This window comes from Flavobacterium circumlabens (assembly GCF_004345565.1).
GTDB lineage: Bacteria > Bacteroidota > Bacteroidia > Flavobacteriales > Flavobacteriaceae > Flavobacterium > Flavobacterium circumlabens.
On record NZ_SLWA01000001.1, the window covers coordinates 501857 to 523928 of the forward strand.

Below are 22072 nucleotides of genomic sequence, written 5' to 3' on the forward strand. Positions count from 1 at the left end.
AGTCGCAGTCACAATTTACAACTCATAATTTATAATTCATAAAAGTTTCAATCATCAATCAAAAAAAACAATCAACAACACCTAATACTTTAAAAATATGATAACCATTCAAAATTTAACCAAAGTTTTCAGAACCGAAGAAGTAGAAACAGCTGCCTTAAGCGGAATTAACTTAGAAATTAAAAAAGGTGATTTTTTAACGATTATGGGGCCTTCGGGCTGTGGGAAATCGACTTTACTCAATATAATAGGGCTTTTGGACAGCGGTAGTGACGGAAGTTATAAATTACTGGATCAGGAAATGATCGGCTTAAAAGAGAAAGGAAGGTCACGTGTGCGTAAAGAAAATATCGGATTCATTTTTCAGAATTTCAACCTTATCGATGAGCTTTCGGTTTATGATAATATTGAACTGCCTTTGCTTTACAACAATGTCAAAGCATCGGAGAGAAAACAAAAAATTGAAGAAATTGCCGAAAAATTAAATATCTCACATCGTCTGAAACACTTTCCGCAACAACTTTCTGGAGGTCAGCAACAAAGGGTTGCGGTGGCAAGGGCTTTGGTAAACGATCCCAAAATTATTCTTGCCGATGAGCCAACCGGAAACCTGGACAGTAAAAACGGTAATGAAGTAATGGAACTTTTAACCGATTTGCACGCTAAAGGTGCAACAATCCTGATGGTTACCCACTCCGATTACGATGCTTCCTTTTCGCAGAAAACGATTCATATGAAAGACGGGGTGATCTTCTCTGAACGCTTCAATCAGAGAAATGTAGATGTTTTTATGGACGCTAAATAACAAGTAAAATGATCAAATTTATTGTAACTGCACTCTTAATTCTGGTGGGATTTGTTTGCAAAATGATGTCTTTCGAAAGTAAAAATGAGGTTGCTGTTCCGACTTTGACCGAACTAATTTTAAAGAAATAAAAAGATGATCCGCAACTGGTTTAAAATATTTGTTTATCATTTAAAGCAAAACAAACTGTTTTCCTTTTTAAATGTCTTAGGGTTAAGTATCGGTATTGCAGGCGTTATTTTCGCTATTTTATACTGGAATAACGAAAATGCTTACGATCAGTGGAATCCCGAAAAGGAAAACTCTTATCAGGTCCTGAATAAAATTGGAGCAACTGGCGATATTTGGGCATCAAGCTCAATTCCATTTGGCCTCACCTGTAAAGCCACTATTCCTGAGATCGAATCCATTTGCTTTTATGATGGTTGGTATTATGAAGATATTATCAAGTATCAAAATCAAAAATGGATGGGTAAAAAAATAATCGTCGCCGATTACGATTTCTTTGGCACCTTTCCATTTCCCATTGTAAAGGGAGCCAAAAAAGATATACTTAAAGAAAGGAATAGTGTCGCCATTTCGGAAGATGAAGCAAAACTAATTTTCAAGAATGAAGATCCTATTGGCAAAATTCTAATCAACGACAACAAACCTTATGTCATAAAATCAGTTTACAAAATCATCAGACCTTCTTCTATTGAACCCAACTATGTCTTTGGCGGTCTATTGCGCGAGGGTGATCTAAATAGCTGGGGAAACTTCAATTACACTTTAATGATTAAAACCAAAAAAGGAGCTAATATGGAGGCCGTTTTAAAGAAGATGCAAAATGTAAACTATGTCAATCGAACTTTAAAAGATGCCAAAGCAAATGGTCAAACACCTGAACAATACGTAAAGGAAAATGGCGAGATCACAGTGATTTTGGATCAACTGGATCAAGCACGCTTACATGGAACAAAAACTTCTAGTAGTCATAATTTCCCTGAAGGAAAAGGCAATCTGCAATTGCTTTATATCATGGTTGGTTTGTCTATTTTGATTTTAATTTTATCACTTGTCAACTATATCAATTTAGCCACTGCCTCTGCAATTAAACGTGCCAAAGAAGTGGGGGTTCGTAAAATCGTAGGAGCAAGCAAAACGCAAATTATTACACAATTTATATTTGAAACAGCCATTATTGTAACCTTATCCATTCTTTTTGCACTGGCGATAGTCGAACTTTCTTTACCCTATTACAACAACTTCCTCAAAAAGTCGTTGACCATGAATGGTGGTGAATTTTACCTGCAACTTATTTTTATATTTGGATTAGTAATCGTTCTCTCGGGTATATTCCCAGCCATTTATATATCCAATTTTGAAACCTTGAAAGTTTTAAAAGGTAATTTTTCCAGAAGCAAAAGCGGCATTTGGATTCGAAACTCTATGTTGATTTTCCAATTTGGTATTGCAGCTTTTTTTATCATCGGTGCTCTAATTGTCAACTCACAGGTTTCCTACATGATGAATAAAGACCTCGGTTTTAGTGGTGATCAGGTCATTCGAATTCCCTTTAAATCGGCAGACAGAAACAAAAGAATAGAAAAATACCTGACAACCAAACAAGAACTTCTTAAATTATCAGGGGTTCAAGATGTATCTACTTTTGCAGGTTCTTTTGGGAACAGTACCAATTCAAGTTCAGGCTTTACACACAACGGTGTATTTGTACAACCCCGAAATGTTGAAATGGATTTTGGCTTTTTGGAAATGATGAAAATTAAGATTGTCGAAGGTCGAAATTTGTCGCCAAAATTCGCTTCAGACACTATTGACAACTGGCTGATTAACGAAACTCTGGCAAAAAAATTAGGGTTAAAAAACCCAATCAATACTATAATAAGTTCTGGCTGGGGAAATGAAAAAGAAAATTTAAAGTTTAAAGTTGTGGGAATTGTAAAGGATTTTCACATTACGGGATTTCAAAGTAAAGTGCCGCCTATGGTTTTTATCAATATTAAAACTTTAAAATGGAATAATTTTGACAATGTTTACGTAAAAGTCTCCCCTACTAATTTAACAGAAACAATAGCCAGTTTAAAAGCCTACTGGAATAAAAACGTAAATCCTGATTATCCTTTTGATTATGAATTTGTAAATAAGGGTTTTGCCAAAACTTATGAGGAACAAGTGAAACAAAAAAACTTATTTTTTATTTTAAATCTTGTGGTTATTGTAATTGCCATTTTCGGGTTGTTTGCTCTGGCCTCCTTTTCGATGGAAAGAAGATTAAAAGAAATTGCGATCAGAAAAACACTGGGCGCAGAAACCGATATCTTATTGAAAGAATTATCGAGACAATACGTTATTTTTTGCCTGATGGGATTTGTGATCGGAATTGTTCCGGCTTACATCTTACTGCAAAAATGGCTTGAAAATTTTGCTTTCAGAATCGGAATTTCTTTTGTTCCGTTTAGTATTGCTTTAGTCTCTTTATTGGTCCTGACGCTATTAATTGTTTTAACCAAAGCGTATCAGGTCACTAAAATAGACATCCTGAAATATTTAAAATACGAATAGTTTGGTTTTGAGTTTTCAGTCGCGGTATCCAGTCGCAGTTTTCAGTTTTCAGTTACAGTTTTTACCTGAAAACTGTGACTGAGAACTGAGACTGAAAACTATTTCATACTAACTGAATCTGAATACAGCAGTTTATCCAGACTTTCATCGCGTTCGTAAACATCCGGAAAGAAGCTAATTTCGCCGTCATCATTTACCCATGAAGTAAAATAACCAATGTAAATCGGGATTTTCTTTTTCAGCATGCAGGTGGTTTCTTTTTCGCCACTCATAGCAGTATCAATTTTATCTGCCGGCCAGTCGGGATCATTTTTCAGAATCGCAAGTGCCAGTCCTTTTGCTTCTTTTACGTTGATACAGCCATGACTGAAAGTACGTTTTTCGAAGTCGAACAAACTTTTTGCGGGTGTATCATGAAGGTAAATATCATTGGGGTTCGGAAACATAAACTTAACGAGTCCGAGAGAATTTTTTGGACCCGGTTTTTGTCGCACACGCCCCCCGTTCCATTCCATATTGTGTTCTGCCAGGTAATTTTTATCGCTGGCCATCTGAAGTTTTAATTCATTTTGAATGATACTGGTCGGCACATACCAATACGGACTAAAGACAATTCGATCCATATCTCCACTAAAAATTACTGTTTCGGTCATTCTGGTACCCACAAAAATATCAGATGTAAAATCATATTTTCCGTCTTTGAAATAAATCAGCCTGAACGAAGGAATATTAACCATAATATATTCTTCTGCTTTTGTCAGTTTGGCCGGTATCCATCTGCAGCGCTCCATGTTGAGCATGATGGTTTTTATTCTTTTGGAAATCGGCTCATTCATCTGATCAATATGTTCTTTGGTTAGGGTGTAGTTCAGCTTCAGGCCATATCTTTTCTTATAATTTAAAACGCCCGCCATAAGTTCTTCGTCGTATACATCACTTTTAGAATCCTGTGCCAGATCGCCCACAACAAACAAACGCTGTCTTATGTCCTTCACCGTATTGGATATATCAAAAGGTTTTAAATCTTTGTACGTCGCAGCATCAATCGTAATGGGCTGCCACAACTGATCGGTCTCTATTTTCCGGTATTTTTTTAAGGCTGCCTGAAGTTTATAATACTGACTGAATAATAGATTATCGTCTTCATTTAAGCGACTTGAATCTACAATAAGCGAATCTAATATTCTGGCATACGAAATGGTCTTGGTTGGCAAAACCATCCGATTTTCTTTAAAGTTGCCGGATCAACGCCAGAATAAACATTACTGGCGTAAAAAACATACATATTGGTGAGCAGCAGCTCCGTTTCGGTTTGAGATGGTTTTTCAGTCGAACTTTCGTTAAAAATCGCATCTATATCGTCTTTATAAGGCATCACCTTTTCGATTCCCTGATCTTTTAAAACATTTACTTTTTGATACAGTAAATGACCAAATTCTGTGATGTTTTTTTCACCGTACCAAATGGATTTGAACCCTCGCTTTTTATAAATATCCGAAACATCATTTTTATACTTTTTAAGTTTGGAATATTTTTTAAAAAACTGATTCAAAGCAACACTATCCAATGTCACAGGCGAGACCTTATTTTTAATGATAACTGAATTTTCAAAAGTCCTTTTTGATTTAATTTCATTAGTTTCCAGCGGCTTAAAAGAAAAAACAAAAAAGCTAACCGCAATAATTAACGAAGAGTAAATAAAATTTCGCATAAATTTATTATTTAAAAAGTTATAAATAAATCATATAAAAATTAGCGAAAGAATACAGGAGAACCACAATATACTTTCACATCGTTTTTAAAACATTGGAAATCAAAAATTGAGGCAATTCAAAGATAATAATTTGAAGAATAGCAAAAAGACAAAACTGTATTAAAATTCATGTTATTTTATTTCAAGATGCCTTGCAGACATTGCAGCAAAAAAATATTTCCCATAAAAAACTTCTAAACCTAGATTTGAACGGTATAATTTTGAATAATCCCCATATCAACAAATGCGATGCAAAAAGGGTAAAATCCGAACATAATCCGTTATCTTTGCAGTCTGAAATCAGTTTAAATAAAAACAGTTTTTAAATTAATTTCACTCAATAGAAAAATACTACGTTAAAAATGAAATTAGACAGAAAAGAAATTCTTAAAGCTCTAGAAACAATTACTATAGCGGGAGAAGGAAAAAATATGGTTGAAAGTGGCGCCGTTGCCAATGTAATTACTTTTGGCGATGAAGTTGTGGTAGATTTAGTACTTCATACTCCTGCGATGCACATTAAAAAAAGAGCAGAAGACGATATCAGGAAAACCATTCATGAACTTGTATCTCCTGAAGCAAAAATTAAAGTAAATATTAAAGTTGAAACTCCTGAGAAAAACGAAATTAAAGGTCGTGCAATTCCGGGAATTAAAAATATAATCGCCGTTGCTTCCGGTAAAGGTGGTGTAGGAAAGTCTACAGTTACTGCAAATCTGGCTGTAACACTCGCAAAAATGGGATTTGCAGTTGGTATTCTTGATGCTGATATTTACGGCCCGTCGATGCCAATTATGTTTGATGTTGAGAATGAAAAACCAATTTCCATTACCGTTGACGGAAAGTCGAAAATGAAACCGGTTGAAAGCTATGAAATAAAAATACTTTCTATCGGATTCTTTACAGCTCCAAGTCAGGCTGTAATCTGGAGAGGCCCAATGGCTGCAAAAGCATTAAACCAAATGATTTTTGATGCAGACTGGGGAGAATTGGATTTTATGTTAATCGATTTACCTCCGGGAACGGGAGATATTCACCTTTCGATCATGCAATCGTTACCAATTACAGGAGCTGTAGTCGTAAGTACACCACAAGCTGTTGCTCTCGCTGATGCTAAAAAAGGTGTGGCCATGTTTATGCAGGATAACATCAATGTTCCGGTTTTAGGGATTATAGAAAATATGGCGTACTTTACACCAGAAGAATTACCTGATAATAAATATTACATCTTTGGACAAGAAGGGGCTAAAAACCTGGCTGAAGATTTAGATGTTCCTTTTCTTGGAGAAGTACCAATTGTACAGTCTATTCGTGAAGCGGGAGATTATGGCCGCCCGGCAGCTTTGCAGACAGCTTCTCTAATTGAAACTGTTTTTGAAGAAATTACCCGAAATGTGGTACAGGAAGTAGTAAACAGAAATGATAGTTTACCAGTTACGGAAGCCATTAAAATTACAACTATGGCAGGTTGTTCAGCAGTAAAGAAAAATTAGATAATTGAGATAATGAGATAATTAGATAATTTTCTAATTGACACATTCTCTAATTGACACATTAAATTATGACAACAGAAGAATTAACAAGCAACGTATTATTGGCTCTGGACGAAATCAGACCTTTTTTAAATTCTGATGGAGGAGACATTACACTCATTTCTATTGACGATGACAAACATGTAAAAGTTCGTCTTGAAGGGGCATGCATTAGCTGTAGTGTAAACCAAATGACTCTAAAAGCAGGCGTTGAAACGACGATAAAAAAATATGCACCACAGATTGAAACTGTAGTCAATATCATGTAACGCGAAAATATTTTTTTGCACGTTACTACACAGTTGAATTAACAAGAATAATAGGCCTTAAGGTGTTTTTGATTGTAAAATCTAAAAAAACATTCAAAAAAATGCTTGTTTTTGCGATTTTAACAAAAAATAATATAAAGTTTTAAGAGATTATATTGCTTTATTGTTACATAATTAACTTAAATTTGTGACATAACCCTTAAGCTTTAATCTATGAGAAATTATTACACTTTAATTTTATTATTATTCTTTGTTTGCGCGAACTACGCGCAAAGTCCTAAAACCCTAATAGTTGATAAAGCCTGGGTAAATGAATCAGAAGAATGGTCTGATTTTACATATGCCGGACAAATTGTGTTTTCGACGAATTCCAGTACAGAAGAAGGAGCATTAAGAATTGGTAACTACGATTTTTTATACGACTTCTGTGAAGGAAAAGCTAAATTTGCGAATAAAGCAACTTACAGCGCAGCCGAATTTTCACATCCAAGAAAACTTTCTGTAACAACAGATAAACAAGGAGTTGTTAATTCAACTTATGAAGGGACTTTAATTTTTCAATCTGACAAAGATTATTACTCCGTAATTGCTGTAATTACATTGTTAGAAAAAGAAGGAACCATGCTTGGCGTAAAAATGCATTTAAAAGAGAACGACAGAAGAGAATATGCTTTTAGTTTAAAACCTAACAGTTAATTTAAAGATGAAGGATTTGTTCACGTTTTCAAATCCTAAAAAAAATTCCACCAATTAAAATGGATGTATTAATAAAGATTAAAGATCGAGAAGGAGTTATACACGAATTACAGGCTCCAACTGATATGGCAATGAATATAATGGAGTTGTGCAAAGCATACGAACTTCCTGTTGAAGGAACCTGCGGAGGAATGGCAATGTGTGCTTCCTGCCAGTGTTATGTTCTGAATGATGTTGCATTACCGGAAATGGGAGATGAAGAAGAAGCCATGCTGTCGGAAGCGTTTTATGTTAAATCTAACAGTCGCTTAGGCTGTCAGATTCCAATTACAACAGAATTAGAAGGGCTGGAGTTAGAACTGGCACCGGAATATTAAATAGTAAATTCCAATATTTTAAAAATCCAAATTCCAATAGTACTGAGTGTACTATTCGAATTTGGATTTTTTTATACATTTAAACCCAACAGGTTTTAATAAATAAAGATTTTATTTTCAATCTTTATATTTTTTCCATTGCTTATATCGTTCTGGTACTACAACGGGTTTGGGACTAAATTAAACCCATTCTTCAGATTTGCCAAATCATCCTAAATACAAAACCAACTTTCCATAAAGCCAATTGCCCAAATCCGTTGTAGTAGCTGTTGGTGGCAGTAATTATATTTATCAAGTTAGTTCATTTAATAATTTCAGAAAATTATCTGGCGGAAATAATTGCAATTTCCCATCTTCCATTTTGTATGGAATTTCAGTGAAAGTTCCGTCAATATACCAAAAAACTTTATTACTTAGTGAACCCGGACCTTCTACATTCATATTGTAAATTGCAGGAAAAATTCCATTTATTGCTTTTATGACTTCTAAATTCTCAATTGGATAAATTATTGCGGAATGTCTGTGCGGAATTCCAATTAACAAACCTTTACTTCCTGTTAGTTCTTTTCGATTTTCTAAATCAAAGACTATATTTGGTGTAAAAAAATGCTCAGAATTTGCAAACCAAATGTCAAAAACATTAAAATTTTCTTTTGTTATTGTTAGTGGATATTTGTCTTTAATATTCTGCAGTCCAATTTCAAAAAGTTCATCTATAGATTTTCCCCATTTATTTATTTGTTCAGGTTTTATATTTACAATGCTATGCGGAAAATCAAATACAAGCATAGAATAAATATCTCCTTCAAACTCTTTTCCAATTGCAAACTCTTTTCCAACATAATCAATGTATTCTTCGTTGTATAATCTTATTCCAATATACTTTTTAACTTCCTCAAAGTTATCTGTAATTTTTTCAAATTCTATTTCAAATTTATTTGCTGCTATCAATGAATCGAAGTGATTCTTAATTATATCCTTATAATTTTTTGGTTTATCTTGTTTACAATTTTGCGCAACATTGCTCAGTCCTAAATTACTAAATCCAAAATCATTTTCAGTTACAAGTATAATTCCATCGAAAATTTCAATTACAATATTTAGTTTTCTAAAATAATTTTCAATTTCATATATGAATGTAGAATATTCAGAGTTTTCAAAAAATGAAGCCCAATTTGGAATTTCTGTCTTGATGTTTTTCTTATTAAAAAATGAACCCATATTTTTCTTTTTAGTTATTATTTTCTGGAATATTGCCGCCAACGTTTCTCTATTACTGGTTTCAATGAATTGTAATTCTCCCAGGTATTTTCTACATGATAAAAAGATTCGTATTCAAAACCTTTCTTTTCTGCTTCCTGATCAAAATGATCTCCATAATCATCACTATAACTGCCATAAATTTTAGCAAAATTTGATTCTTCTTCGGCATAATAGGCTTTGGCAAATTCATTTCCTAAATCATTAAGATCGTAATCGGTAAATTTTTCGTCGCAATTGTTGATTAGAAATTCAGCTCCTGTAAGTTCTCTGTTTTTTACCGCAATAATATCCTCTTCTGAATCTTCCAATTGCTCCTCAGACAAAAGATTATTATCTATACACCAGGTTAAAAACATGCCTATATGAGTTGAAGCATTTTCTTGAGGTAAATCATCTGGGTAATCTCCTCCGTAATGCCAGGAGGAATCATCGTACTTTGCCATCTTTTATTAGTTTATAAAACACAAAACTAACTATAAATAATAAATTCAACACCTCGTAAAAGACATAAAACTAACAAAATAAGACATTTATAAAAACAAAAAAAACCGCAATTACATTACTGCAATTACGGCTTTCTCTTTATAACAATTTTCTTTAATCTCCGGTTTTATACCAAACCTGCCTGAATTAAATATTCAGCGATTTGAATGGTGTTTGTTGCAGCACCTTTTCTAAGGTTATCAGCAACAATCCACATGTTTAGGGTGTTTTCCTGGCTTTCGTCACGACGGATTCTTCCAACAAAAACATCATTTTTTCCTTCTGCATACAGAGGCATTGGGTATGTAAAGGTGTCTATATTATCCTGAACCGTTACGCCATCGGTATGGTGTAAAATTTCACGTACTTCGTTTACATCAAAATCATTGGTGAACTCCACGTTTACAGCCTCACTGTGACCGCCAACAACTGGCACACGTACTGCAGTAGCCGTAACTCTGATGGTATTGTCGCCAAGGATTTTTTGAGTCTCACGAACTAATTTCATTTCTTCTTTCGTGTATCCGTTGTCTTCAAAACTGTCACAATGTGGAATCGCATTTCTGTGAATTGGGTATTTATACGCCATTTCTCCCTGAATTCCCGCGTATTCATTTTCTAACTGTCTTACTGCTTTTACACCTGTTCCGGTGATGGATTGGTAAGTAGAAACAATAATTCTTCTGATATTGTATTTTTTATGCAAAGGTGCCAATGCCAATACCATCTGAATAGTTGAGCAATTTGGATTCGCAATAATTTTATCTTCTTTTGTTAAGGATGAGGCATTGATTTCCGGAACAATCAATTTTTTGGTCGGATCCATTCTCCAGGCAGAAGAATTGTCGATTACTGTCGTTCCGGCAGCTGCAAATTTTGGAGCCCATTCTAATGAAGTATCTCCTCCTGCGGAAAAAACTGCTATATCAGCTTTCATATCTACAGCGGTTTGCAATCCTACAACTTTATATTTTTGACCTTTATATTCAATTTCTTTTCCAATTGATTTCTCAGAAGCAACAGGAATCAATTCTGTAACAGGAAAATTTCTTTCCGCTAAAACTTTCAGCATTACTTCGCCAACCATACCAGTGGCGCCTACAACCGCTATTCTCATTTTTATATTTTTAGTATGAATTAATCTAAATTACAATGCAAAAGTATACATAATAAAAATCAAAACAAGGTCATTCACAAAAAATAACAAAATGTTACAAAACAAACAAAAATAAAAAAACCGTCCCAATTAAGGAACGGTTAAGTTAGACTTAGTGTAGCGGTATATATATTATTGTTTATTTTTCAAAAGATCTCTAATCTGGATCAATAACTCTTCCTGAGTTGGACCAGCCGGAGGTGGTGGCGGAACATCTTTCTTTTTAATATTATTTATTCCTTTAATAATCAGGAATAAAACAAAGGCAACAATTACAAAGTTAATGACTGCCGAAAGAAACAAACCGTACTTGACTCCTCCAAAAGCTGTCAGTTCTTCTATGGTAGACAGATGCGCAGCATCTAAAGCAGGCTTCAATATAAATGGTGTAATAACATTCTCAATTAATGAGCTTACAATTTTTCCAAAAGCAGCTCCAATTATAACCCCGACAGCCAAATCGACTACGTTGCCTTTCATTGCAAATTCCTTAAATTCTGAAAACATTCCCATAATTCTCTCTTTATTTAATGATTAATTGATACCGAAAATACGTAATTTTCTCTAAAGTTGCTGAAATCTATCTGAAAAAAACGCGCTTCACCCGTTGCGAAATACTCGTTAAAATTTCGTATGGTATTGTTTTTAAAGCGTCTGCAATCTCCGTTACGGTTGGATTTTCTCCAAAAATAACAACTGAATCTCCTTCTTTGCAATCCATTTCACTTACATCCACCATCAGCATGTCCATACAGATACTGCCAACAATGGGTGCTTTTTGGTTTTTAATATTTACATAACCGACCTGATTTCCCCATAACCTCGAAATTCCATCGGCATAACCAATCGGGATGGTTGCAATTTTAGTTTCTTTCTGTGCCATGAAACGACGGCCATACCCAACGCTGTCTCCTGCCGGAATGGTACGGACCTGTGAGATAATCGATTTTAAAGTCCCCACATTTTCCAGGTATTTCTGTTCCAGAGGATCGTTTGAAACGCCGTACAAACCAATTCCAAGACGCACCATATTATATTGGGCATCAGGAAAATTACTGATTCCAGAGGTATTGAGGATATGACGGATCGGATTTATATCTAATTCCGACATTAATTTAGACGATAATCTTTCAAATAACCGGACTTGGGAAAGCACAAATTCATAATGATTCATATCATCACTGGTTGCCAGATGCGACAAGATACTTTGTATGCGAACGGTTGAATTTCCTTTTAAAGTGGCAATTAATTCATCTATCGTATTTTCTTCAAAACCCAAACGATGCATTCCTGTATCAAGTTTTATATGAATAGGATAATCTTTCAGATTTTTTTCGCGGGCAATCTTCAGAAACGCATTCAATCCTTTTACACTGTAAATTTCAGGTTCCAACTGGTATTGAATAATTGACGGAAAACTTGTCGATTCCGGATTCAAAACCATAATCGGTAATTGGATTCCGCCATTTCTAAGCGAGATTCCTTCATCGGCGAAAGCCACACCCAAATAATCTACTTTATGATATTCTAATAATTTTGCAATTTCCAAACCTCCGTTCCCGTAGCCAAAAGCCTTGACCATCACCATCATTTTTACCTGAGACGCTAATTTGGCTTTAAAGAAATTCAGGTTATGACTGATGGAATTGAGGTTAATTTCAAGAATCGTTTCATGTGTTTTCTCTTCCAGCAGGGTCACAATTTCTTCAAACTGAAAGGATCTTGCTCCTTTTATCAGAATGGTTTCATTGGCAAAATTCAGGCTTTCAAAACTGGCTATAAAATCGGCTGTGGTCTGAAACATTACAGCATTTGAAAATTTATCTGAGAAGGATGAAATCGTATTTCCAATTCCAATTACACGGTTTACTTTATTATCGGTGATTAATTGTGCTACTTTCGAATACAATTCTTCGTTTGAAAATCCGCTTTGAAAAATATCGGATAAGATAACCGTTTTAGAAGCATTCTTATTCTGGCTTTCCAGAAAATCCAGAGCAATTTTGAGGGATTGAAAATCGGAACTGTAACTATCATCAATAATACTGCAATTATTAATTCCGTTTTTTACTTCAAGGCGCATTTCTACCGGATATAACAACTGCATTCGATTTTGAATTGTTGCAGCGTCATATTTGAAATACAGCAAAACCAACAAACAGGAAATACCATTTTCGATAGAAGCAGAATCCTGAAAAGGAATTTCTAAATCAAAAATCCCGTTTTGATATTGATACTGAATAATTGTCTTATCGTTTTTACTCTCTTTTTTAAGAATAAAAACATCTGCCGTTTTATCGGTGAAACTCCATGAAAAAAGTACTCTGTCCTGTAATTGATTTTCTTTCAAAAAAGAAGCCAGACATCCATCAACAAGTTCACTTTTTTGATAGATAATTACTGCTGCCCTTTTGAAAAGCTGGAGTTTCTCGCTGATCTTTTGTTCTAAACTCTGAAACCCTTCATCGTGAGCTGAGCCAATATTGGTTAAAACGCCAATATTCGGTTTGATGATTTGCTCCAGATGGGTCATTTCATTAACCATAGAAATCCCGGCTTCAAAAATTCCCAGATTATGTTTTTCATTAATGGCAATTACAGATAATGGAACTCCAACCTGCGAGTTGTAACTTTTAGGACTCCTGATAATATTGTAATCGGGGCTCAATAAAAAATTAAGCCATTCTTTTACGATCGTTTTGCCGTTGCTCCCGGTTAATCCGATAATAGGAAAATGGAATAAATCCCTGTAATAAGCCGCAAATTGCTGTAGGGCATTCAGACTATTTTTTACCACCAGGAAATTGGCTTTTCCCTTGGAATTTTCAGGTATATACTGCACGACAAAATTCTGAACGCCTTTTTCGATAAGTTCGGGAATATACAAATGAGCATCATTATTTACACCCGACAGTGCAATAAACAAAGTTTTTGATCCGTTTTGTAAGGAACGGCTGTCGATCGAAACATGATCTACAAAAGTAGCTGTATTGAAACCAATCCATTCAGCCTGAAGAACAGGAATCAGGTTTTTTAAGTCTATGCTCATTTAAAAATCTTTTTGTCAAATTTAAAACATTAAAGACAGAAAAGAGTTGTGATTCTCTTAAAAATATAAGGATTGCTTACGGCAAAAAAAATGTCCTTAAAATAATTTGACCTGTGAAAACTTATGAAATTCGCAGCAAAAAACTTTATTTTATTATATTTGTTTAACACCTCAAATTACCTTGTTTTGAAAAAAATCCTGCCCCTGTTTTCTTACATCCTGCATCCGATTTTTATATCGGTGTATGCTACTTTATTTTATCTGTTCTGCAAAGAGGATATTTTTACGAACAGGGAAAAATATTATGTTTTATTTCAAATTCTGATCATAACGGTTTTAGTACCGGTATTGTTTTTCCTGTTACTGCGCTCCACCGGACATATAAAATCGGTCATGGTTCCCGAAACTTCCCAGCGCAGAATTCCGCTTATCTTACAATGCTTTTTATACATTTTACTGGTAAAAAGAAGTATTATTATCACCCGTTATCCTGAACTTCATTTCTTTTTTCTTGGAGCGTTATTCAGTACTATTTTAGCACTGGTACTTTCTCTTTTTAAAATAAAAGCAAGCCTCCACCTGCTGGCGATTAGCGGACTCACTGTTTTTATTATCGGGCTAAACATTCATCTGCAAATGCAAAATCCGTATTGGACAGCTTTAGCAGTACTCTTAACAGGAGCAGTAGCATCATCACGACTGGAAATGGAAGCTCATACCAATAAAGAATTACTTATTGGTCTTTTGGCCGGGACCCTTCCCCAGATTTTATTCCTGTATTTGTGGTTATAGAATATAGAAAATCAAACCGGCATTGATGGTCTGAATGTTTACATTCTGGCCGGAAATCGTTTTAACTGAGGATTTAAACAATGGATTTAATCCGTAATAAATATAAACATTCCAGGTATTGTATCCTGCTGCAAGATACGTCCCGTATTGCAGTTTATTTATATCCGGATTATTGCTGATTTTGTAAGTCGTCTCTCCATCATCTACAGCAGATTTAGTAGAAAAAGCATAACTAACTTTAACTCCTCCGTAAACTCTCCAAAATTTATAACTTTCATACGTTGAGTTTCTCCAGCGGAATTCTATAGGAAGGTCTATCAAATATTGCCTGTATCGATTGGAAACAATCTCATTATAATCATTTACATTATACACTAATTCTCCCTGACCATCTTTGGAAATAGTAAAATTCTGAAAGAAATTCTGATAACTTAAACCAAGTCCTGTCGCAATCGCAAGGGTTCTCTTTTTATTAATCGGCATATCCCGCAAAAAACCCGCTGAAAGTCCCACTGAAAATTTATCCTGTTTAAGGCCGGGAGGAATATTGGCAAAAAGATTGTAGGTAACAGAAAAGTAAAACTGATCTTCACGGTACAACGAATCGATTTTAACGATTGGCTCTATTTTAGGTTTTGTTTCTTCCTGAGAAAAAACATTAAAAAACGACACTAAAAATAAACAGCTAAAAAGTAATCTCATATCGTATTTTGATTTTAAAGAGTTTTTCAAGTAAACGTTTTTTGAAGATGATTTATTTCACTTACAAATATAATATAATGCCGGCTCAAGAGCCGATTATAAAGCAATAATTCTCTTTTTCTTTAAAAATAAAACGATTTCCTGCACTTGTTTTAATGAATCAACAATAGAATTTAAAAAAATTGCTCCATTTTTGACTGCTCTTTTATACCTTTGCATAGAATGAAGAAAAAGCAGCTCATATTAAGTGTTTCTTTGGCCCTGACAGTATTGTTCTCAATATTGTTTCAGTCGATACACAGTTATGAGCATATTGTAAAACAACTTTCAGAGAAACAGTGCCATCACGATTATAGCGACCCAAGTGGCGAGATCACCCATGAGCATCATAATTATGATCTTTGTTATGTGTGCCATTTTTCTTTTGGAAGCTACTTAGTTCCGGAAGAATTTTCATTTCAGTTTCCTGCTTCCAACAAGGAAATACCTTATTTCTTTGCTCTTTCAGAAAAAATATTTCCATTTTCAGAAAGTGCTTATTTATTGCGCGGTCCTCCAAAAGCTATAGTTGCTTAAATTTCGAAACATCGAAATAAAATCAAAAATCTTTTAAGTTACATTCAAAAAAGCATTGGGTTTCCCCATCCTGACAGTATCAGGATCGGCAGACTCTACTATTATTTTGGTGTTTATTTTAAAAGAAAAATCCATTTAACTATAGCATCATTTTCAAATGAAAAAAATGATATTAGCCCTTATTTTAGGGTTTTCAGGGCTGCTTTCAGCTCAAAATTCCGTGTCCGGAACCGTATCCGATCTTCAAAACCAGCCAATGCCGGGAGTCTCTGTTTATGCTCCGGAATTACATAAAGGCACCACCACTGACGTCAACGGAAAATATGAATTTACGAATCTTCCAAACGGAAGTTTACGCCTTTCTTTTACTTTTGTCGGCTACACCACGCAAAACAAAACGATTGCCAAACTACTAAAAGAGAATACGCTGGACGTCACATTACCGGAGTCTATCTTTGAGATGGATGAAGTAATTGTATCTACGCCTTTCAATAAACTGCAATCGCAAAACGTAATGAAAGTGGAACATGAAAGCATCAAAACATTACAGCAAAAAGGAACCTCAACTTTAATCGAAGGTCTGGCAACCATTCCCGGAGTTTCTCAGATTTCAACTGGAACTTCTATCGGGAAACCGGTCATCAGAGGTCTTAGCGGTAATCGTGTTTTGGTGTATTCCCAGGGTGTTCGTATCGAAAATCAACAGTTTGGAGACGAACATGGATTAGGTTTAAATGATGCCGGAATCGAAAGCGTTGAAGTCATTAAAGGCCCAGCTTCTTTATTGTACGGATCGGATGCTTTGGGCGGGGTTTTATACTTTAATCCTGAAAAATTTGCTGATGCGAATACGTTTAAAGCCAATTTCAGTCAAAAATACTTTACCAATACACAGGGAAGTAATTCATCTATTGGACTAAAAACGTCTACAGACAACTGGAAATTTTTAGCCCGCGGAAGTTTCAACACACATTCCGATTATAAAATTGCCGACGGAGACCGCGTGACCAATTCACGTTACAACGAAACTGATTTTAAAACCGGAATCGGGTACAGTAACTCCAATTTCTCCAGTGTATTACGATACAATTACAATAAATTGGATATTGGTATTCCGGAAGACGGAATCGCGGAACAATCTTCAAGTAAAGACACACAATTTCCGAGACAGGGAATTTTCAATCACTTATTGAGTTTAAACAATGTGATCTTTTTTGAAAATTCGAAATTAGATGTTGATTTGGGTTATATTTCCAATGACCGAAGTGAATTTGAAGACAGTAATGTTGCGTCTTTACACATGAAGCTGAACACTTTGAATTATAATGTAAAATATCATTTCCCGAAATTTGGTAAAATTGAAACCATTCTTGGCGTACAGGGAATGCATCAGACGAATACCAATTCAGGTGAAGAATATTTGATTCCGGATGCCACTACCAATGATTTTGGCGTTTTTGGAACTGCCAATTACGAATGGAACAATAGTGTTATCCAGGCCGGATTGCGTTTTGACAATCGAAACGTAAGCTCTGAGGCTCACGGAATTGTGGACGAAGAAGGTTATTTTCAGGCTTTAGACCGCTCGTTTGACAGTTTTAATGCTTCATTAGGCTACAAAACAAAACTGGCTGAGCCCCTGACGCTTCGCTTAAATGTGGCCACCGGATTCAGAGCACCAAACTTAGCTGAATTAACTTCAAATGGTGTGCATGAAGGAACCAACAGATAAGAGATTGGAAACGCGGCTTTAAAAACCGAGCAAAACGTTCAGACGGATTTGAATCTGGAATATAAAAATTCGCATTTTGAGTTTTTCATCAACGGATTTTACAATCATATAAACAACTATATCTACACTTCTCCAACAGGGCAAACCTTAGAAGACAATGATGTTTTTGCCTATATTCAGGACAATGCCAAACTGTACGGTGGTGAAGTTGGATTTCACTTCCACCCGCACCCGCTGGACTGGCTGCATTTTGAAACCAGTTTTGAAACGGTAACCGGTAAAAAAGACAATAAGGATTATTTGCCTTTAATTCCGGCTAATAACTGGAATAATACGCTTAGAACGGAGTTCAAAATCAAAAATTGGCTGGAGGAAGGATTTGCATCCCTGAACGTTTCGTCTACTTTTGATCAGGATAATGTGAGTGGTTTTGAGACTGCTTCAAAAGGGTATACATTAGTAAATTTAGGTTTTGGAGGAACGGTTAAGCTAGGGAAAACCGCTTTCGACATCAACCTGAATGGAAATAATTTATTCGATAAAAAATACATTGCACATCTCTCCAGATTAAAAACAGACGGTGTTCCCAATATTGGAAGAAACATTGTTCTGGGAGTTAATTTCAACTTGTAATTTTTTCTTAACCGCAAGGTTCGCAAGTATTTTTCGCAAGGTTCGCAAAGTTTAAAATAAAACTTTGCGAACCTTGCGATATTAGTTGGCGTTCTTTGCGGTTAATTTTTTAATCCTCACACAAAAAGTGCTATTTTTGTTACAACCATAAACCTTAACGATGAAAAAAACAATTCTTATAATGGCTATTACTACTGCAGGAATTTCATTCGGACAAAATAAAATTAAATATCCCGAAACCAAAAAAGGAGAAACAATCGATACGTACTTCGAGACCAAAGTAAATGATCCGTATCGCTGGCTTGAAGATGATAAATCAATCGAAACAGGAGCTTGGGTAAAGGCTGAAAATGAAGTGACTTACGGTTATTTAGATAAAATTCCATTTCGCGAAGCGCTTAAAAAACGAATGGAAAAACTTTGGAATTTCGAGAAAATAGGCGCTCCGTTTACAGAAGGAAAATTCACATCCTATTCTAAAAATAACGGACTTCAGAATCAATCTGTGATTTATAGAAAAGGAGAAAAGGGTAAAGATGAAATCTTTTTAGATCCCAATACTTTTTCGAAAGACGGAACTACTTCTCTTGGCGGTTTAAATTTCTCTAAAGACGGATCAAAAGCAGCGTATTCCATTTCTGAAGGAGGAAGCGACTGGAGAAAAGTTATTATCGTTGATGCTGTTTCGAAAAAAGTTTTAGAAGACACCATTGTCGATGTGAAATTTAGCGGTGTTTCCTGGTTAGGAAATGAAGGTTTTTACTATTCCAGCTATGATAAACCGAAAGGAAGCGAATTATCTGCCAAAACAGATCAGCATAAGCTGTATTTCCACAAATTAGGAACTTCACAAAAAGACGATAAAATAATTTTTGGAGCAGAGCAGAAAAGAAGATATGTTGGTGGTTCTGTTACAGAAGATGATCGATACCTGATTATCTCGGCAGCAAATTCTACTTACGGAAACGAATTGTACATTAAAGATTTATCCAAACCGGACAGTCCGATTGTTACTATTGTTGACAACTTTAACAGCGACAATCAGATTATTGAAAATGAAGGCGGTAAATTGTTTATTGATACTGATTTAGGCGCGCCTAACAAACGAATTGTTACCGTAGATGTCAGTAACCCGAAACCGGAAAACTGGAAAGATTTCATTAAAGAAACTGAAAATGTTTTAGCTCCCTCAACCGGTTCAGGATATTTCTTTGCGAATTATACCAAAGATGCTGTTTCATTAGTATTACAATATGATTATAACGGAAAATTAGTTCGTGAAATCAAACTTCCTGCTGTTGGAACTGCCGGAGGATTTGGAGGAAAAAAGGAAGAAAAGGTTCTTTACTACAGCTTTACCAATTATACCACTCCGGGAACTATCTTTTCTTTTGATCCTAAATCCGGAAAATCAGAAATTTATCAAAAACCGGTAGTAGACTTTAAAAGCGAGGATTACGAATCAAAACAGGTTTTCTACACTTCAAAAGACGGCACAAAAATACCCATGATTATTACCTATAAAAAGGGATTAAAATTAGACGGTAAAAACCCAACGATTCTTTACGGTTATGGTGGATTTAATATTAGCCTGACGCCAGGTTTCAGCATTGCAAATGCAGTCTGGATGGAAAACGGAGGCGTATACGCTGTTGCCAATTTAAGAGGCGGAGGCGAATACGGTAAAAAATGGCATGATGCAGGAACGAAGCTGAAAAAGCAAAATGTATTTGATGATTTCATTGCTGCTGCTGAATATCTGATTGCCCAAAAATATACTTCATCCGATTTCTTAGCCATTCGCGGAGGTTCAAACGGAGGATTATTAGTAGGCGCCACTATGACTCAGCGTCCTGATTTGATGAAAGTAGCTTTACCGGCTGTTGGGGTTATGGACATGTTGCGTTATAACGCTTTTACTGCCGGAGCGGGTTGGGCTTTTGACTACGGAACTGCTCAGGACAGCAAAGAAATGTTTGAATACCTAAAAGGATACTCACCGGTTCAAAACGTTAAAAAAGGAGTTCATTATCCGGCAACTATGGTAACTACAGGAGACCATGATGATCGTGTTGTTCCTGCGCACAGTTTTAAATTTGCTGCCGAATTACAGGAAAAACAAACCGGAGACAATCCTGTTTTAATCCGTATTGATGTAAAAGCAGGTCATGGAGCAGGAAAATCTGTTGCGGCCACCATTCAGGAAAATGTAGACATTCAGGCATTCACGCTTTACAATATGGGATTTACGGCTTTACCCAAAAAGTAAATAAAGCTTAGTTTTTTTTAGCCACGAATTACACCAATTTTCACGAATTTAAATTCCATGGGAATGTGTAAATCGTGGCTATTCTTTTTGAATTTTTATTATAATTTACTCCCGCAGATCTTGCAGATTTAGCGGATTTTTTCCCAACAGAATCTGCTAAATCTGCAAGATCTGCGAGAAAAAATAATTCATGCATGAGCAACTGAATTTTTTTACTCAGCTACAAAATAAATAATTCGCGAAAATTCGTGCCATTAGTGGGAAACCTTTTTTTAAATTTGAAATAACTAAAAAACCAGAAAAATGAAAATTGTAAAATGGGGAATTATAGGCTGTGGTAATGTAACCGAAGTAAAAAGCGGACCTGCTTTCCAGAAAACTCCAAACTCAGCCTTAGTAGCCGTAATGCGCAGAGACGCTGCCCTTGCCGAAGATTACGCCAAACGCCATAATGTGGCAAGATGGTATTCGAATGCCGTAGATTTAATTAACGATCCCGAAGTCGATGCCGTTTATATTGCTACTCCTCCATCCTCTCATAAAGAATATACAATTTTGTGCGCCAAAGCCGGAAAACCGGTTTATGTAGAAAAACCGATGGCGCTCACGTTTGAAGAATGCAACGAAATGATAAGCGTTTGCAAAGAGCACAATGTCCCTTTATTTGTCGCTTATTACAGAAGAAGCTTACCCCGATTCCTAAAAATAAAAGAGTTAATCGACCAAGGGAAAATAGGAGCTGTAAGACATGTAAATTGCGTTTTATATCATCCTTTTGAAGAACGTTACGATGATGAAATCAATTTGCCCTGGACCGTTTTGCCACACATTTCAGGCGGTGGAATATTTGTCGATTTAGCGTGCCACACTCTGGATTTTCTGGATTTTGTATTGGGGCCAATTCAATCCGTTCGCGGGCATGCAAGTTCTCAGCTTCAAGCGTATCCTGCAGAAGATTCGGTTTCGATGTCGTTTTTATTCGAAAACGGAATTCACGGAACCGGTTTATGGAATTTTGCGAGTTTTGAGCGTTATGACAATACTGACATCGTAGGTGATAAGGGAAAAATCTCTTTTTCAACTTTCGGAAATGATCCAATACTTATTCAATATACAAATGGTGAACAAGAAAGTATTACGATCGAAAATCCACTTCACATTCAGCAGCCTTTTATCGAAACGGTTGTTGCAGAACTTTTAGGTAACGAAGGAGTTTCTCCTTCAAAAGGAACCTCAGCAGCAAGAACAACCTGGGTTATTGATGAAGTGCTGAAGGAAATTCGAAATTCGAAATAGAATAAAGAAATCACAAGAAATAAAACTTGGAATTTGGAATTTTAAAGATTTGAAATTTCAATAATATTAGTAAAAGCAAAAAGAGGATATTCGAAATGAATATCCTCTTTTTGCTAAAAACTAT

General features: G+C 35.4%; 19 protein-coding genes and 1 pseudogene. 12 read left to right on the forward strand and 8 right to left on the reverse strand.

Annotated features, from left to right (window positions below; all coding sequences use genetic code 11):
* Positions 1–97 precede the first annotated feature (97 nt).
* From EV142_RS02135 to EV142_RS02140, 3 genes are read left to right on the forward strand one after another with little or no spacing between them, the layout of a single operon-like run.
* Entirely contained in the window at positions 98–805 is a 708-nt protein-coding gene (locus EV142_RS02135; protein WP_132032257.1) for an ABC transporter ATP-binding protein, read from the forward strand.
* Between the two features lie 8 nt (positions 806–813).
* Complete coding sequence (locus tag EV142_RS24510) at positions 814–936, forward strand: hypothetical protein (RefSeq protein WP_262710751.1); 123 nt, start codon at positions 814–816, stop codon at positions 934–936.
* Between the two features lie 4 nt (positions 937–940).
* Entirely contained in the window at positions 941–3370 is a 2430-nt protein-coding gene (locus EV142_RS02140) for an ABC transporter permease (protein WP_132032259.1), read from the forward strand.
* Positions 3371–3468: 98 nt separating this feature from the next.
* Here EV142_RS02140 and EV142_RS02145 read toward each other — a convergent pair whose 3' ends face one another.
* Positions 3469–4590: a L,D-transpeptidase family protein gene (locus EV142_RS02145; protein WP_238698639.1), complete on the reverse strand. Its 1122-nt coding sequence runs from the start codon at positions 4588–4590 to the stop codon at positions 3469–3471.
* Positions 4548–5081: a L,D-transpeptidase scaffold domain-containing protein gene (locus tag EV142_RS24295; RefSeq protein ID WP_238698640.1), complete on the reverse strand. Its 534-nt coding sequence runs from the start codon at positions 5079–5081 to the stop codon at positions 4548–4550. Before EV142_RS24295 ends, EV142_RS02145 begins: the two co-directional genes overlap by 43 nt.
* Before the next feature lie 404 nt (positions 5082–5485).
* Here EV142_RS24295 and EV142_RS02150 point away from each other — a divergent pair, with 404 nt between their 5' ends.
* From EV142_RS02150 to EV142_RS02165, 4 genes are all read left to right on the forward strand, one after another.
* Entirely contained in the window at positions 5486–6616 is a 1131-nt protein-coding gene (locus tag EV142_RS02150; RefSeq protein WP_132032261.1) for an Mrp/NBP35 family ATP-binding protein, read from the forward strand.
* Positions 6617–6684: 68 nt separating this feature from the next.
* The gene (locus EV142_RS02155; protein ID WP_026982674.1) at positions 6685–6924 is read left to right on the forward strand and encodes a NifU family protein; all 240 of its coding nucleotides are present in this window, start codon (positions 6685–6687) and stop codon (positions 6922–6924) included.
* Between the two features lie 213 nt (positions 6925–7137).
* Positions 7138–7620: a hypothetical protein gene (locus tag EV142_RS02160; RefSeq protein WP_132032263.1), complete on the forward strand. Its 483-nt coding sequence runs from the start codon at positions 7138–7140 to the stop codon at positions 7618–7620.
* Positions 7621–7679: 59 nt separating this feature from the next.
* Positions 7680–7997: a 2Fe-2S iron-sulfur cluster-binding family protein gene (locus EV142_RS02165; protein WP_026982672.1), complete on the forward strand. Its 318-nt coding sequence runs from the start codon at positions 7680–7682 to the stop codon at positions 7995–7997.
* A gap of 291 nt (positions 7998–8288) precedes the next feature.
* Here the strand turns inward: EV142_RS02165 and EV142_RS02170 are convergent, their stop codons facing one another.
* From EV142_RS02170 to EV142_RS02190, 5 genes are all read right to left on the reverse strand, one after another.
* Positions 8289–9218, reverse strand: a complete 930-nt coding sequence (locus tag EV142_RS02170) for a hypothetical protein (protein ID WP_132032265.1) — start codon at positions 9216–9218, stop codon at positions 8289–8291.
* A gap of 17 nt (positions 9219–9235) precedes the next feature.
* Positions 9236–9703, reverse strand: coding sequence for a DUF7832 domain-containing protein (locus tag EV142_RS02175; RefSeq protein WP_132032267.1), 468 nt, complete (start codon positions 9701–9703; stop codon positions 9236–9238).
* Between the two features lie 167 nt (positions 9704–9870).
* Positions 9871–10860 carry an aspartate-semialdehyde dehydrogenase gene (locus tag EV142_RS02180; protein ID WP_132032269.1) on the reverse strand — a complete coding sequence of 330 codons (990 nt, stop codon included), beginning with the start codon at positions 10858–10860 and terminating at the stop codon, positions 9871–9873.
* 171 nt (positions 10861–11031) lie between these two features.
* Positions 11032–11412 (reverse strand): large conductance mechanosensitive channel protein MscL, encoded by a 381-nt coding sequence (mscL, locus tag EV142_RS02185; RefSeq protein WP_132032271.1) that lies wholly within the window; start codon positions 11410–11412, stop codon positions 11032–11034.
* A 67-nt stretch (positions 11413–11479) separates the two neighbouring features.
* Complete coding sequence (locus tag EV142_RS02190) at positions 11480–13948, reverse strand: bifunctional UDP-N-acetylmuramoyl-tripeptide:D-alanyl-D-alanine ligase/alanine racemase (RefSeq protein WP_132032273.1); 2469 nt, start codon at positions 13946–13948, stop codon at positions 11480–11482.
* Positions 13949–14134: 186 nt separating this feature from the next.
* Between EV142_RS02190 and EV142_RS02195 the strand changes: the two genes are divergently transcribed.
* Positions 14135–14740, forward strand: coding sequence for a hypothetical protein (locus tag EV142_RS02195; RefSeq protein WP_238698641.1), 606 nt, complete (start codon positions 14135–14137; stop codon positions 14738–14740).
* Here EV142_RS02195 and EV142_RS02200 read toward each other — a convergent pair.
* Positions 14735–15472, reverse strand: a complete 738-nt coding sequence (locus tag EV142_RS02200) for a porin family protein (RefSeq protein WP_306462525.1) — start codon at positions 15470–15472, stop codon at positions 14735–14737. The two genes, EV142_RS02195 and EV142_RS02200, sit on opposite strands and share 6 nt — an antisense overlap.
* A 192-nt stretch (positions 15473–15664) precedes the next feature.
* Here EV142_RS02200 and EV142_RS02205 point away from each other — a divergent pair, with 192 nt between their 5' ends.
* The 4 genes and pseudogenes from EV142_RS02205 to EV142_RS02220 all read left to right on the forward strand — a co-directional run bounded on the left by EV142_RS02205 (position 15665) and on the right by EV142_RS02220 (position 21948).
* Complete coding sequence (locus tag EV142_RS02205) at positions 15665–16018, forward strand: hypothetical protein (protein ID WP_132032275.1); 354 nt, start codon at positions 15665–15667, stop codon at positions 16016–16018.
* Positions 16019–16175: 157 nt separating this feature from the next.
* A pseudogene (locus EV142_RS02210) lies at positions 16176–18383 on the forward strand (TonB-dependent receptor).
* Positions 18384–18543: 160 nt separating this feature from the next.
* Positions 18544–20652, forward strand: coding sequence for a prolyl oligopeptidase family serine peptidase (locus tag EV142_RS02215; protein WP_132032277.1), 2109 nt, complete (start codon positions 18544–18546; stop codon positions 20650–20652).
* A gap of 303 nt (positions 20653–20955) precedes the next feature.
* Positions 20956–21948 carry a Gfo/Idh/MocA family protein gene (locus EV142_RS02220; RefSeq protein ID WP_132032279.1) on the forward strand — a complete coding sequence of 331 codons (993 nt, stop codon included), beginning with the start codon at positions 20956–20958 and terminating at the stop codon, positions 21946–21948.
* Positions 21949–22072 lie beyond the last annotated feature (124 nt).